At 71.5% G+C, this 14099-nt stretch carries 11 protein-coding genes; 6 read left to right on the forward strand and 5 right to left on the reverse strand.

Going from position 1 to position 14099, the window contains the following annotated elements; genetic code table 11:
• Positions 1–134 precede the first annotated feature (134 nt).
• Positions 135–4034, reverse strand: a complete 3900-nt coding sequence (locus tag ACU4ZT_RS13930; RefSeq protein WP_063070779.1) for a DNA-directed RNA polymerase subunit beta' — start codon at positions 4032–4034, stop codon at positions 135–137.
• A gap of 47 nt (positions 4035–4081) precedes the next feature.
• Entirely contained in the window at positions 4082–7570 is a 3489-nt protein-coding gene (gene rpoB, locus ACU4ZT_RS13935; protein ID WP_063070778.1) for a DNA-directed RNA polymerase subunit beta, read from the reverse strand.
• 305 nt (positions 7571–7875) lie between these two features.
• Between rpoB and ACU4ZT_RS13940 the strand changes: the two genes are divergently transcribed.
• The 6 genes from ACU4ZT_RS13940 to ACU4ZT_RS13965 are packed head-to-tail and all read left to right on the forward strand — an operon-like array spanning position 7876 to position 12468.
• Positions 7876–8544, forward strand: coding sequence for an MBL fold metallo-hydrolase (locus tag ACU4ZT_RS13940; protein ID WP_445337375.1), 669 nt, complete (start codon positions 7876–7878; stop codon positions 8542–8544).
• Positions 8545–8597: 53 nt separating this feature from the next.
• Complete coding sequence (locus ACU4ZT_RS13945; RefSeq protein ID WP_445337376.1) at positions 8598–9455, forward strand: spermidine synthase; 858 nt, start codon at positions 8598–8600, stop codon at positions 9453–9455.
• Positions 9456–9498: 43 nt separating this feature from the next.
• Positions 9499–10683: a PQQ-dependent sugar dehydrogenase gene (locus ACU4ZT_RS13950; RefSeq protein WP_445337377.1), complete on the forward strand. Its 1185-nt coding sequence runs from the start codon at positions 9499–9501 to the stop codon at positions 10681–10683.
• Between the two features lie 10 nt (positions 10684–10693).
• Positions 10694–11224, forward strand: coding sequence for a hypothetical protein (locus tag ACU4ZT_RS13955; RefSeq protein ID WP_063070773.1), 531 nt, complete (start codon positions 10694–10696; stop codon positions 11222–11224).
• Positions 11225–11260: 36 nt separating this feature from the next.
• Positions 11261–11758, forward strand: coding sequence for a SprT-like domain-containing protein (locus ACU4ZT_RS13960; protein ID WP_063070772.1), 498 nt, complete (start codon positions 11261–11263; stop codon positions 11756–11758).
• The gene (locus ACU4ZT_RS13965) at positions 11755–12468 is read left to right on the forward strand and encodes a CGNR zinc finger domain-containing protein (RefSeq protein WP_445337378.1); all 714 of its coding nucleotides are present in this window, start codon (positions 11755–11757) and stop codon (positions 12466–12468) included. Before ACU4ZT_RS13960 ends, ACU4ZT_RS13965 begins: the two co-directional genes overlap by 4 nt.
• Positions 12469–12478: 10 nt before the next feature.
• Here the strand turns inward: ACU4ZT_RS13965 and ACU4ZT_RS13970 are convergent, their stop codons facing one another.
• From ACU4ZT_RS13970 to ACU4ZT_RS13980, 3 genes are all read right to left on the reverse strand, one after another.
• On the reverse strand, positions 12479–12781 hold the full coding sequence (locus ACU4ZT_RS13970; RefSeq protein ID WP_414748701.1) for a DUF427 domain-containing protein: 303 nt from the start codon (positions 12779–12781) through the stop codon (positions 12479–12481).
• Between the two features lie 228 nt (positions 12782–13009).
• Positions 13010–13606: a 2-phosphosulfolactate phosphatase gene (locus ACU4ZT_RS13975; RefSeq protein ID WP_414748702.1), complete on the reverse strand. Its 597-nt coding sequence runs from the start codon at positions 13604–13606 to the stop codon at positions 13010–13012.
• Complete coding sequence (locus ACU4ZT_RS13980; protein ID WP_063070768.1) at positions 13590–14090, reverse strand: EVE domain-containing protein; 501 nt, start codon at positions 14088–14090, stop codon at positions 13590–13592. Before ACU4ZT_RS13980 ends, ACU4ZT_RS13975 begins: the two co-directional genes overlap by 17 nt.
• Positions 14091–14099: the final 9 nt, after the last annotated feature.

Raw genomic sequence — 14099 nt, forward strand, 5'->3', positions numbered from 1 at the left:
ACGCCTCCTCGGGTCCCGGCGCGGGGCCGCCGGTACGCGCCCCACTGTATCGCCGGCCGGGAGAGGGGCCGGGGACGAGGAAGGGCCCCGCCGGAGCGGGGCCCTTCTCATCGTGCGCTCGCGCGCCGGCGGTCCTAGTTGTAGGTGCCGGGCGTGTAGTCGTCCGAGCTGAAGCTGTCGAAGTCGACGAAGCTCAGGTCGGACTCGTTGAACACCGACTCATCCGTGAAGATGCGGTTCGGGTAGCGCTCGGCCTTGGCCTCCTCCGTCGCGGTGACGGTGACGTCGCGGTACTTCGCGAGCCCCGTGCCGGCCGGGATCAGCTTGCCGATGATGACGTTCTCCTTGAGGCCCATCAGCGGGTCGGACTTGCCCTCCATGGCGGCCTGCGTGAGCACGCGGGTCGTCTCCTGGAAGGACGCGGCCGACAGCCACGACTCGGTCGCGAGCGAGGCCTTGGTGATGCCCATGACCTCCTGACGGGCGGAGGCGGTCTTCTTGCCCTCCGTCAGCGTGGCGCGGTTGACCTCGTTGTAGCGGGCCCGGTCGACCAGCTCACCGGGGAGGAGGTCGGTGTCGCCGTGCTCGACGACCGTGACCTTGCGCAGCATCTGCCGCACGATGACCTCGATGTGCTTGTCGTGGATCGGGACGCCCTGCGAGCGGTAGACGCCCTGGACACCGCCCACGAGGTGCTTCTGCACCTCGCGCACGCCCTTGACCCGGAGGACCTCCTTCGGGTCGATGGCGCCGACGTGCAGCTGCTGCCCGAGCTCGACGTGCTGGCCGTCCTCGACGAGGAGGGTCGCGCGCTTGAGCACCGGGTAGATGTGCGGCTCGTCGCCGTTGTCCGGGGTCAGGATCACCTTGCGGCTGCGATCCGTGTCCTCGATCGTGATGCGACCGGCGGCCTCCGCGATCGGCGACGCGCCCTTGGGGGTGCGGGCCTCGAAGAGCTCCTGCACGCGGGGCAGACCCTGCGTGATGTCGTCCGCCGATGCCACACCACCGGTGTGGAAGGTGCGCATCGTGAGCTGCGTGCCGGGCTCGCCGATCGACTGGGCCGCGATGATGCCGACGGCCTCGCCGATGTCGACGAGCTTGCCCGTGGCGAGCGAGCGGCCGTAGCAGGCCGCGCACACGCCGACGGCGGACTCGCACGTGAGGACCGAGCGCACCTTGATCTCGTGCACGCCGGCCGCGATCAGGTGGTCGATCATGACGTCGCCGACGTCGCTGCCCGCGGGGGCGACGACCTCGCCGGCCTCGTTGACCGCGTCGGCGGCCAGCGAGCGGGCGTACACGGAGTTCTCCACGTTGGAGTCGCGGACCGACGTGCCGTCCGCCGCCGGGGTGGCGATCGGCAGGTCGAGGCCACGGCCGGTGCCGCAGTCGTCCTCGCGGATGATGACGTCCTGCGACACGTCCACCAGACGACGGGTGAGGTACCCGGAGTCGGCGGTGCGCAGCGCGGTGTCGGCCAGTCCCTTGCGGGCGCCGTGGGTGGAGATGAAGTACTCCGCCACCGTCAGGCCCTCGCGGTACGAGTGGACGATCGGGCGGGGGATGATCTCGCCCTTCGGGTTCGACACGAGGCCGCGCATGCCGGCGATCTGGCGGACCTGCATCCAGTTGCCTCGTGCCCCGGAGGACACCATGCGGTTGATGTTGTTGTCGGCGGGGAGGTTGTCCTCCATCGCCTTCGCGACCTCGGCCGTGGCCTTGTTCCAGATCTCGATGAGCTCCTGACGACGCTCGGCGTTCGTCGTGAGGCCCTTCTCGAACTGGCCCTGGACCTTGGCGGCCTGCTTCTCGTAGCCCGACAGGATGGCCGCCTTGGTGGGCGGGGTCAGCACGTCGGAGAGCGCGACCGTGACGCCGGAGCGCGTGGCCCAGTAGAAGCCCGCGTCCTTGATCCGGTCGAGCGCCGCGGCGACCTCGACCTTGGGGTAGCGCTCCGCGAGGTCGTTGACGATCTCGGAGAGCTTGCCCTTGTCGGCGACGGCCTCGATGTAGGGGTAGTCGACCGGCAGGGTCTCGTTGAACAGCGCGCGACCGAGGGTGGTCTCGAGCAGCACGGGACCGACCGTCTTGCCCTTCTCGTCGAGCTCGACGCCCTCGGGCGTCTCGCCCTCGGCGAAGTAGAGGTCGTGCAGGCGGATGCGCACCTTGGCGTTGAGGTCCAGCGAGAGCTGGTCCTTCGCCAGGATGGCCTCGGCCACCGAGCTGAACGCGCGACCCTCACCGGCGACGCCCTCCTTGAGGGTGGTCAGGTGGTGCAGGCCGATGATCATGTCCTGCGTGGGCAGGGTGACCGGGCGTCCGTCCGACGGCTTGAGGATGTTGTTCGAGGCGAGCATCAGGATGCGCGCCTCGGCCTGGGCCTCGACCGACAGGGGCAGGTGGACGGCCATCTGGTCGCCGTCGAAGTCCGCGTTGAACGCGGCGCAGACGAGCGGGTGCAGCTGGATGGCCTTGCCCTCCACGAGCTGGGGCTCGAACGCCTGGATGCCCAGGCGGTGGAGCGTGGGCGCGCGGTTGAGCAGCACGGGGCGCTCGCGGATGATCTCCTCGAGCACGTCCCACACCTGTCCGCGGCTGCGCTCGACCATGCGCTTGGCGGCCTTGATGTTCTGGGCGTGGCTCAGGTCGATCAGGCGCTTGATGACGAACGGCTTGAACAGCTCGAGCGCCATCTGCTTGGGCAGACCGCACTGGTGCAGCTTGAGCTGCGGTCCGACGATGATGACCGATCGGCCCGAGTAGTCCACGCGCTTGCCGAGCAGGTTCTGGCGGAACCGGCCCTGCTTGCCCTTCAGCATGTCGCTGAGGGACTTGAGCGCGCGGTTGCCGGTGCCCGTGACGGGACGACCGCGGCGGCCGTTGTCGAACAGCGCGTCGACGGCCTCCTGCAGCATGCGCTTCTCGTTGTTCACGATGATCTCGGGGGCGCCGAGATCCAGCAGACGACGGAGGCGGTTGTTGCGGTTGATGACGCGGCGGTACAGGTCGTTCAGGTCGCTGGTCGCGAAGCGGCCGCCGTCGAGCTGCACCATCGGGCGCAGCTCCGGCGGGATGACCGGGACGACCTGCAGCACCATCGCGGCCGGCGAGTTGCCGGTGGCGAGGAAGGAGCTGACGACGCGCAGGCGCTTGATGGCGCGGATCTTCTTCTGGCCCTTGCCGGTGGCGATCTGCTCGCGGAGCAGCTCCCCCTCGGCCTCGAGGTCGAAGGCCTCCAGGCGCTTCTGGATCGCCTCGGCGCCCATGTGGGCCTCGAAGTAGATGCCGAAGCGGTCCTGCAGCTCGTGGAAGACGGCGTCCTCGGGCTTGAGCTCGCCGACCTTGAGGCTGCGGAACTCCTCCCAGACACGCTCGAGGCGGGAGATGTCCTCGTCGAACGCCTTGCGCGTCTGACCCATCTCCTTCTCGGCGCCGTCCTTCGCGCGGCGCTTCTGGTCGCTCTTGGCGCCCTCGGCCTCCAGCGCGGCCAGGTCGGTCTCGAGGCGCCCGAGGCGCTCCGCGATCTGGCTGTCGCGCTGGTCCTGCAGGGTCTTGATCTCGAGCCGGAGCTCGTTCTCGAGGCCGGGCATGTCCTCGTGGCGAGCATCCTCGTCCACGCTGATCACCATGTAGGCGGCGAAGTAGATGACCTTCTCGAGGTCCTTCGGCGCCATGTCGAGCAGGTAGCCGAGGCGCGACGGGACGCCCTTGAAGTACCAGATGTGCGTGACGGGCGCGGCGAGCTCGATGTGGCCCATGCGCTCGCGGCGGACCGCGGACTTGGTGACCTCGACGCCGCAGCGCTCGCAGACGATGCCCTTGAAGCGCACCCGCTTGTACTTGCCGCAGGAGCACTCCCAGTCGCGGCTGGGTCCGAAGATCTGCTCTCCGAAGAGGCCGTCCTTCTCGGGCTTCAGCGTGCGGTAGTTGATGGTCTCGGGCTTCTTGACCTCACCGTGCGACCAGCGGCGGATGTCGTCGGCCGTGGCCAGGCCGATCCGCAGCTCATCGAAAGTTGTTACGTCGAGCAATTTTCCTTCTCTCCTTGGAAAGCTTCGAGTCGAAAGTCGTGTCGGGCTTAGATGTCGTCGATGCTGGACGACTCGAAGCGGGTGGAGATGTTGATGCCGAGCTCCTCCGCCGCGCGGAAGACCTCGTCATCCGTGTCGCGCAGGCTGACCGCCTGGCCGTCCGCCGAGAGGACCTCGACGTTCAGGCAGAGGGACTGCATCTCCTTGATCAGGACCTTGAAGGACTCGGGGATACCCGGTTCCTGGATGTTCTCGCCCTTGACGATGGCCTCGTACACCTTCACGCGGCCGAGGATGTCGTCCGACTTGATGGTGAGGAGCTCCTGGAGCGCGTAGGCCGCTCCGTATGCCTCGAGCGCCCACACCTCCATCTCGCCGAACCGCTGGCCGCCGAACTGGGCCTTACCGCCCAGGGGCTGCTGCGTGATCATCGAGTAGGGACCCGTCGAGCGCGCGTGGATCTTGTCGTCCACCAGGTGGTGCAGCTTCAGGATGTACATGTAGCCGACCGAGACGGGCTCGGGGAACGGCTCGCCGGAGCGGCCGTCGAACAGGCGCGTCTTGCCGCTGGACCCGATGAGGCGGTCGCCGTCGCGGGTGACCGTCGTCGAGTCGAGCAGGCCGGCGATCTCCTCCTCGAGCGCTCCGTCGAACACCGGGGTGGCGACCTTCGTGCCGGCCGGGGCCTGGCGCGCGTGGTCGGGCAGGCGCTCGGCCCACTTCGGCTTGCCCTCGACCTCCCAGCCCTGCTTGGCGATCCACCCGAGGTGGGTCTCCAGGACCTGGCCGAAGTTCATGCGGCCGGGGATGCCGAGCGGGTTGAGGATGACGTCGACCGGGGTCCCGTCGGCGAGGAACGGCATGTCCTCGACCGGCAGGATCTTGGAGATGACGCCCTTGTTGCCGTGACGGCCGGCGAGCTTGTCGCCCTCGGTGATCTTGCGCTTCTGCGCGATGAACACCACGACGCGCTGGTTGACGCCCGAGCCGAGCTCGTCGTCGCCGTCCTGCGAGTCGAAGACCTTGACGCCGATGATCGTGCCCTGCTCGCCGTGGGGCACCTTCAGGGACGTGTCGCGGACCTCGCGGCTCTTCTCGTTGAAGATCGCGCGCAGCAGGCGCTCCTCGGCGCTGAGCTCGGTCTCGCCCTTCGGCGTGACCTTGCCCACGAGGATGTCGCCGGGGCGGACCTCGGCGCCGATGCGGATGATGCCGCGCTCGTCGAGGTCGGCGAGCAGCTCCGGGCTGACGTTGGGGAGGTCGCGGGTGATCTCCTCCTTGCCGAGCTTGGTGTCGCGCGCGTCGACCTCGTACTCCTCGATGTGGATGGAGGAGAGGGTGTCGTCCTTGACCAGGTTCTGGCTCAGGATGATGGCGTCCTCGAAGTTGTGGCCCTCCCACGGCATGAACGCGACGAGCAGGTTCTTGCCGAGCGCGAGCTCGCCGTTCTCCGTGGCGGGGCCGTCGGCGATGACCTCGCCGGCCTCGATGCGGTCGCCGGCCGAGACCAGGACGCGGTGGTTGTAGCTCGTGCCCTGGTTGGAGCGGTCGAACTTGCGCAGGTAGTAGGTCTGCGTGCCGCCCGCGTCGAGCTGGATGGTGACGACCTCGGCCGAAACCTCCTGCACGACACCCGCGGCGTCGGCGGTGAGGACGTCGCCGGCGTCGATCGCCGCGTAGCCCTCCATGCCGGTGCCGACGAGCGGGCTCTCGCTGCGCAGCAGCGGGACGGCCTGACGCTGCATGTTCGCGCCCATGAGGGCCCGGTTCGCGTCGTCGTGCTCGAGGAACGGGATGAGCGAGGTCGCGACCGACACCATCTGGCGCGGGGAGACGTCCATGTAGTGGACGTTCTCCTTCGCGACGAGCTCCACCTCACCGCCCTTGGGGCGGACGAGGACGCGGTCCTCCGCGAAGCGGAAGTCCTTCGTGAGGGGCGCGTTGGCCTGGGCGACGAGGAACTCGTCCTCCTCGCTGGCCGTGAGGTAGTCGATCGTGTCGGTGACCACGCCGTCGACGACGCGACGGTACGGGGTCTCGATGAAGCCGAACGAGTTGATGCGGGCGAACGACGCCAGCGAGCCGATCAGGCCGATGTTCGGGCCTTCCGGGGTCTCGATGGGGCACATGCGGCCGTAGTGCGACGGGTGGACGTCGCGGACCTCGACGCCGGCGCGCTCACGGGACAGACCACCCGGGCCGAGCGCCGAGAGGCGGCGCTTGTGGGTGAGACCCGCGAGCGGGTTGTTCTGGTCCATGAACTGCGACAGCTGGCTCGTACCGAAGAACTCCTTGATCGCGGCGACGACGGGGCGCACGTTGATCAGGGTCTGCGGCGTGATGGCCTCGATGTCCTGCGTGGTCATGCGCTCGCGGACGACGCGCTCCATGCGGGACAGGCCGGTGCGCACCTGGTTCTGGATGAGCTCGCCGACCGCGCGGATGCGGCGGTTGCCGAAGTGGTCGATGTCGTCCACGTCGAGGCGGAGCTCGACGGGCTTGCCGTCGCGCGTGCCGTTCATCTTCGTCTCGTTGGCGTGCAGCGAGACGAGGTACTTGATGGTCGCGAGGATGTCCTCGACCGTCAGCACCGAGTCGGTGAGCTGCTTGTCGATGCCGAGCTTGCGGTTGATCTTGTAGCGACCCACCTTCGCCAGGTCGTAGCGCTTCGGGTTGAAGTAGAAGTTGTCGAGCAGCGCGCGGGCGGCCTCGGCGGCGACCTGCTCGCCGGGACGGAGCTTGCGGTAGATGTCCTTGAGGGCCTCCTCCTTGGTGAGGATGGAGTCCTTCTCGAGCGTGAGCTCGATGGACGCGACGCCCTTGAATTCCTCGAGGATCTGCTCGCTGGTGAGGCCGAGGGCCTTCAGGAACACGGTGACCGACTGCTTGCGCTTGCGGTCGATGCGGACACCGACCTGGTCGCGCTTGTCGATCTCGAACTCGAGCCAGGCGCCGCGGGACGGGATGACGCGGGCGGAGTAGATGTCCTTGTCGGAGGTCTTCTCCTGCTGGCGCTCGAAGTACACGCCGGGCGAGCGGACGAGCTGGGACACGACGACACGCTCGGTGCCGTTGATGATGAACGTGCCCTTCTCCGTCATGAGGGGGAAGTCGCCCATGAAGACCGTCTGGGTCTTGATCTCACCCGTGAGGTGGTTCATGAACTCGGCCTCGACGTAGAGGGGGGCGGAGTAGGTCTTGCCCCGCTCCTTGCACTCGTCGATGGAGTACTTCTGCTCCTCGAGGTACGGGTTCGTGAACCCGAGCTGCATGGTCTCGCCCAGGTCCTCGATGGGGGAGATCTCCTCGAAGATCTCCTCGAGGCCGGAGTTGAGGGCCAGGTCGGTGCGACCCTGCGCGGTGCCCTCCTCGACCCGGCGCTTCCACGCGTCCGAGCCGACGAGCCAGTCGAAGCTCTCGGTCTGCAGCGCGAGCAGGTCGGGGACGGTGAGGGTGTCAGTGATCTTCGCGAACGAGAGACGCGATGCGTCGCGACCGTTCTGGGGAGTGGGAGTTGCGTTGCGCGCAGCAGCCAAGGAAATTACCTCCGTGGGCCCCGTCGGGCTCCGATGTCGTCGATACGCCGAGACCGACCCGGGTGGTGACCCGTGCCGATCCTGATGGAGTTGCTCGCCACACCTCGCGGGTGGGGCTCGGGATGGACCCGAGCGCACACGATGACCGACCGCAATATGAAGGCAAAAGGGAGTGGGAGCGCAAAGGATCACCATACGGGTCGCGACGCGCCATGTCCAGCGGAATCTTGCATCCTCGGCGTGTCTCGGTGTATAACGTCCGGTCGCCCTGATCCCGGCCCTCCCGCCGCGGGTAGCGTCGGGGCATGAGCGCTCCCTGGCACGTGACCTCCGGCGGCCCCTCGCACGTGCACCGGGCGGGCGACGTGGAGATCCGGAAGGCCTCCGTCGGCCCCATGGACAACGACGCGTACCTCCTCACCGACCTCGACTCCGGCGAGCGCCTGCTCGTCGACGCGGCCGCCGACGTCGACCGGCTGCTGGCCCTGGTGGCGGAGCCGGATCCCGTCGGCCGCCTCGCCGTCGTCGTCACCACCCACGGGCACGCCGACCACCACGGGGCGCTCGCGGCCCTGCTCGACGCGACCGGCGCGACCAGCGCCGTGGGCGCGGCCGACGCGGGCGACCTGCCGGTCGACGCGGACCGGCGGCTCGCGCACGGCGACGAGGTGGCGTTCGGCGGCGTGACGGTCGGCGTCGTCGCGCTCCGCGGCCACACCCCGGGGAGCGTCGCGCTCGTCCTCGAGCCGGGCGACGGCAGCGTGCACCTCTTCACGGGCGACTCGCTCTTCCCCGGGGGCGTCGGGAACACGGGAGGCGACGCGGACCGCTTCCGGCAGCTGGTGGACGACGTGGAGGAGCGCCTCTTCGCGCGCTTCCCCGACGACGCGATCGTGCACCCCGGCCACGGCGACGCGACGACGCTCGGCGCCGAGCGCGGATCCCTCGCCGGCTGGCGGGCGCGCGGCTGGTGACGGGACGCCGGGCCGCCCGGTCGACGCCCGGGGCCTGCGCCTAGGCTGAGGAGATGCCCGAGCACCCGTCGACCGTCCTGTCCCTGAGCGGGCACCGGGCCGTCATCGAGCCCGACCGGTTCGTGCCGGGCGCGTACCAGCTCGTGGTCGACGGCACGCCCCAGTCGCACGTGAACATGGACGACCCGGGTGAGCTGTTCTTCGAGTACGTGCAGCGCACGGGGCACGTCATCGACCTGCTCGGCGACCCCGGCCAGCCCATCACGGCGCTGCACCTCGGCGCCGGCGCCCTCACCATCCCGCGGTACGTCGAGGCCACCCGGCCCGGATCCCGCCAGCAGGTCATCGAGCTGGAGCAGGACCTCGTCGACCTCGTGCGCGAGCACCTGCCGTGGTCGCGGAAGGCCTCCATCCGGCTCCGCTACGGCGACGCGCGCGACGTGCTGGGGCGGCTGCCGCAGGGCCTCCGCGGATCCGTCGACCTCGTCGTGACGGACGTGTTCAGCGGCGCCCGCACGCCCGCCCACATCACGAGCCGCGAGTTCCACGCGGAGGCGGCGTCGTTCCTCGCGCCCGGCGGGATCATGACCGTCAACGTCGCCGACGGCCACGGCCTCGCGTTCGCGCGCGGGCAGGCGGCGACCATCCGGGACGTGCTGCCGCACGTCGCCGCGCTCGCCGAGACGCAGGTGCTCAAGGGCCGCCGCTTCGGCAACGTCGTGTTCGCGGCGTCGGCCACGCCGCTCCCGTTCGACTTCGTCCCGCGCCTGCTCGCGGGCGGGCCGCACCCCGCGAAGGTCGTCGAGGGCCGCGAGCTCGCCGACTTCATCGCGGGCGCGTCCGTCGTCACCGACGCCACCGCCGTGCCGTCCCCCTCCCCCGCCCGCAGCGTCTTCCAGACGAGGCCCTGACCGGGCACCCGGGCGACGTCGCCCGCCGATCCACCGGAGTCCCATGAACCGCCGCTCCCGCACCCGCCCGGCGCGCCTCGCCGCGCTCGGGCTCGCCGCCCTCGTCGCGCTCACGGGCTGCACCACCGACGACGGCTCGCCCGTGGACGTGCGCGCGACCGAGCCGCCGTCGCCCTCCCCCACGAGCACGGACGCGGCGAGCGCCGGCGTCGCCCCCTCCGGCACCCCGACGGCGATCACGACGGGCCTCGTGTCGCCGTGGTCGACCGCGGAGCTGCCGTCGGGCGCGCTGCTCGTCAGCGAGCGGGACACGGCCCGGATCGTCGAGGTGCTCGGCGACGGGACCACGCGCACGGCCGGCACGGTCGCGGGCGTGGGTCCGCTCGGCGAGGGCGGGCTGCTCGGGATCGCCGTCCGCGAGGCCGAGGGCGCCACGCAGCTCTACGCGTACCTGACGAGCCCCGTCGACAACCGCATCGTGCGCATGGACGTCACGGGCGAGCCCGGATCGCTCGGGCTCGGGCCGGCCGAGGACGTCGTCACGGGGATCCCGCGCGACGCGAACCACAACGGCGGCCGCATCGCGTTCGGTCCCGACGGCATGCTCTACGCGACCACGGGCGACGCGAACCTCCGCGACGCCGCGCAGGACCCGATCTCGCTCGCCGGCAAGATCCTCCGCCTCACGCCCGACGGGCAGGGCGCGCCCGACAACCCGACGCCCGGCTCGCCCGTCTACTCGCTCGGGCACCGGAACCCGCAGGGGATCGCATGGGACGCCGACGGCAACCTCTGGTCCGCGGAGTTCGGGCAGGACACCTGGGACGAGCTGAACCTCATCCGGCCCGGCGGGAACTACGGCTGGCCGGTCGTGGAGGGCGCGACGGACGACGCCGCTGACGACGGGTACGTCGACCCCGTGCACCAGTGGAGGACCGGCGACGCGAGCCCGAGCGGCATCGCGGTCGCGGGCGACACGATCTTCATGGCGGGCCTCGGCGGCCAGCGCCTCTGGGTCATCCGGCCCGGCGCCGTCGTCACCGACCCCATCCCCGACGAGCGCGTGACCGAGTTCTACACGCGCGAGTTCGGCCGGATCCGCGACGTGCAGGCCGCACCCGACGGCTCGCTGCGCATGCTCACGAACAACACCGACGGCCGCGGGACGCCGCGCGAGGGCGACGACAAGCTGCTCCGGGTCGAGCTCATGCCGATCCAGGCGGGATAATCTCTTCCTCGTGACAGGCACCGCGATCATCATCGGCTACGACAGGGACACCCTCCGGGAGAAGGTGGACCTGCGGGCGGCCGGCGAGCGCCTGGACGAGCTGGAGAACCTCCGCAGCCTCTCCGCGATCACCGAGAAGGTGGCGCTCCTGCGCATGCTCGGCCGGCTCGACGAGGCGTGGGACATGGCGAACGCCGCGGTCCGCCAGGCGCGCTTCACGGGCGACCGGGAGACGCTGCTCGCCTGCCGCATCCGCCGCGCCCAGGTGCAGCAGTACCAGGGCAAGCTCGACATCGCGCTCCAGGACCTCGGCGGCTGCGTCGACGAGGCCCGCGCGCACGAGTGGTACGCGCTGGAGGCCTTCGCGCTCCAGCACCGCGGCAAGGTGCACTTCGACCGCGGCGACTACCGCCTCGCGCTCAGCGACTTCGAGGACGCGTACACGCTCCGCACCCGCGAGGGCCTGCCCAGCGACCAGCTCGAGAGCTCGGCGCTCGCGATCGACGTCGCCAAGGAGCGCATCGCCGCCCAGCCCGCGTGATGGGCCCCCTCCTCCCCCGGCCGACGGCGGCCGGCCGTGGCTGATCTCGCCCGCGTGCGCATCTGGGCCGAGGCCCTGATCGCGCTGCACCTCGACCCCTCCTGGTCCTTCGCGTTCGACCACGCCCGCACGCGGGCCGGCGCCTGCCACTACGGCGACAAGCGCATCACGGTGTCGCGGCACCTCGCGGGGCGCTTCGAGGACGACGAGATCCACCAGGTGCTGCTGCACGAGGTCGCGCACGCGCTGGCCGGATCCCGCGCCGGGCATGGCCCGAGGTGGAAGAAGGTGGCCGCGGAGCTCGGCTACGAGGGATCGCGGCTGCACTCGGGCGCCGTCGCCGAGGAGCTCGCGCCGTGGGTGGGCGCGTGCCCGGCCGGCCACGCGCACTTCCGCTACCGGAAGCCGACCCGGCCGCTCGCCTGCGGGCTGTGCTCGAAGCGCTTCGACCGGGCGCACCTCATCGCGTGGACCAAGCGCGAGGTGCCGTCGGGATCCTCGGCGGCCTCCGCGCACCGCGAGGGCGCCGCGTGAGCCGGGCGCCCGGATCCGAGCGGCCGACCGGGCAGTGGATCGACGACCCCGACGGCCTGCGCTGGTTCCTCGACACGGGCGCCGTGAGCCTCGACCTCGCCTACACGGGCGCGCTCGGGGATCCGGAGCCGCGCGAGACGCTGCCCGACGTGGCCGCGCTCGGCGCCTGGCTGAGCGAGCACCTGGCGCCCGTCTCGGAGCCGGGCGAGCGCGACCTCGCGGACGCGCGCACCCTCCGGCAGGCGATCGGCGACATCGCGGCGGCCCTCGCCGACGGCCGGGAGCCCGCGCCGCGCGATGTCGACGTGCTCAACCTGTACGCGGCGACGCCCGACCTCCCGCCGGCGCTCGGCGGCGGATCCCGCCAGGCCGGCCGGGCGCTCGCCCGCCCCGCGCAGGCGCTCGCGTCCGCCGCGCGCGACGCGGTGGCGGTGTTCGGGGCGGGATCCGAGCGCATCCACCGCTGCTCGGCCGACGACTGCACGGTGCTCTACCTCGACACGACCCGTTCGGGCACCCGCCGCTGGTGCTCGATGCGGCGCTGCGGCAACCGCGCGAAGGTGCGCGCCCACCGCGCGCGGCAGCTGCGGGAGCGGCGGACGGGGATCCCGGCCCGCGTGGCGCCCCTGCGGACCGCGACCCCCGCCGCGCCCGTGCCCGTCCGCGGACGCGACGACGGCCCGGGAGCCGGAGCCCCCGAGCCGTCGTGACCGATCCGCGTCACTCGCCGACGCGGACCTCCTTCCAGAACGCGAGGTAGCCGCTGTAGTCGCGGCCCACGCGGTCGAACGAGGAGGGGATGGGCGTCGGGTACGACCAGGCGCGGTCCTGCAGGACGGTGTCGCCGTCCTTCACGGAGTAGTACTGCGTGTCGCCCTTCCACGGGCAGTGGTAGGGCGTGCTGGTCTCCGCGAGGAGCGACATGTCGACGCTCGCGGGCGGGAAGTACCAGTTGCCCTCGATCTCGATGAGGTCGTCCTTCGGGGCCTCGGCGACGGTGACGCCGTTGATGACTGCCTTCATGGGGTGCCTTTCCTGACGGTGCGTGCGTCGCGCGGGCGGCGGCGCCTGACACAGCAGAACACGCGCGCCTGGGGGCGTGTTCCCGCGGCGGGCGACGGCGGCGGGATCCGGCCAGGGCGGGCGGCCGACGGCCGGGCGATGCGGCGGCCGGGTGGCCGGGTGGCCGGGTGGTCCAGTGGCCAGGTGGTCCGGCGGCTCGGCGGCTCGGCGGCTGAGCGGTCCGTGGGGTCAGGCGTCGCGGTGGAGGCGGTGCACGACCACGTCGGCGGGACCCGCGGCGAGCGCCTCGGCGACCGCCCCGTCGTGTCCGGCGGCGGCGAGGCGGCGGGCGGAGACGCTCGCGGTCACGAGGTGCCCGACGGCCGGTCGGAGCTGCTGGTACGCCGCGCACGCGACGGCGGCCTCGGGCGACGTCGCGTCGATCCCGAGGGCGGCGAGCGCGTCGACCACGGCGCCCGCGGCGAGCTGGTCCTCGGCGCAGGCGCGCCAGGACCCGTCGGCCTCCACCGCGCCCGCGGCCACCACGGCCACGTACGCGCGGCGGCCGAGCGCGGTCTGGAGGGCGAGGATCCAGTCGGCGACGGCGGGGGCGTCGGCGAGCCCGGCGCTCACGACGGCCGGGCGCGCGGGCATGGTCGCGAGGACCTCGTCGCGCCGGGCGGCGGTGGGCGGCGGGACGGACGGCAGGGCGTCGACCCAAACGATGACGTCGGCGCCGGTCGCGATGCGGCGGGCGCCGGCCACGCCGCCGTCGAGCCGCACCTGGTAGCGGGCCTGCGTCGACGGGTCCGGGTCCGGGTGCGCGGCGTCAGCGGAGGAGGTCACGATCCGATGCTACGGGCGTCCACGGCCCGGACCCTCCGCGGATGACGCGGCGCGACGGCTCGGGCGCCCCGCGGCGCATGGCCTGCCGGATCACCTCGAAGTCGTCGCGCGTGATCTCGAGCAGCCCCGGCGCGAGCTTCCGGCCCCACTCGAGCGAGTCGCGCGTGAAGTCGAGCACGGGGACGAGCGGGCGGATGGGCGCGTCGACCGCGCCGAGGTCCCACTCCATCCGGCGCCGCCACGGCCGCCACTCGCCGACGCGGCCCTGGTACGGCGCGGCGTCGGCGACCCGGCCGATCGCCGTGAAGGAGCGGAGGAGCTGCCCGTCGGGGTACGACTCGCGCGGCGAGTAGTAGACGAAGCCGTCGGCCTCGCCGAGTCGCTCGACGGGTTCGCGGGCGCCGCGGTTGACCTGCGCGATGCCGAGGTCCAGGCCGTCGAGCACGCGGTCGCGCGAGACGACGCCCACCCAGTACCTGATCATGTCCGTCCC

This window comes from Clavibacter davisi (assembly GCF_052751415.1).

Bases quoted from the DNA above. Each gene is read 5' to 3' on its own strand.
- ACU4ZT_RS13980 (WP_063070768.1), bottom strand. From the start codon at position 14,090: ATGATCAGGTACTGGGTGGGCGTCGTCTCGCGCGACCGCGTGCTCGAC.
- ACU4ZT_RS13950 (WP_445337377.1), top strand. From the start codon at position 9,499: ATGAACCGCCGCTCCCGCACCCGCCCGGCGCGCCTCGCCGCGCTCGGG.
- ACU4ZT_RS13940 (WP_445337375.1), top strand. From the start codon at position 7,876: ATGAGCGCTCCCTGGCACGTGACCTCCGGCGGCCCCTCGCACGTGCAC.
- ACU4ZT_RS13945 (WP_445337376.1), top strand. From the start codon at position 8,598: ATGCCCGAGCACCCGTCGACCGTCCTGTCCCTGAGCGGGCACCGGGCC.
- ACU4ZT_RS13970 (WP_414748701.1), bottom strand. From the start codon at position 12,781: ATGAAGGCAGTCATCAACGGCGTCACCGTCGCCGAGGCCCCGAAGGAC.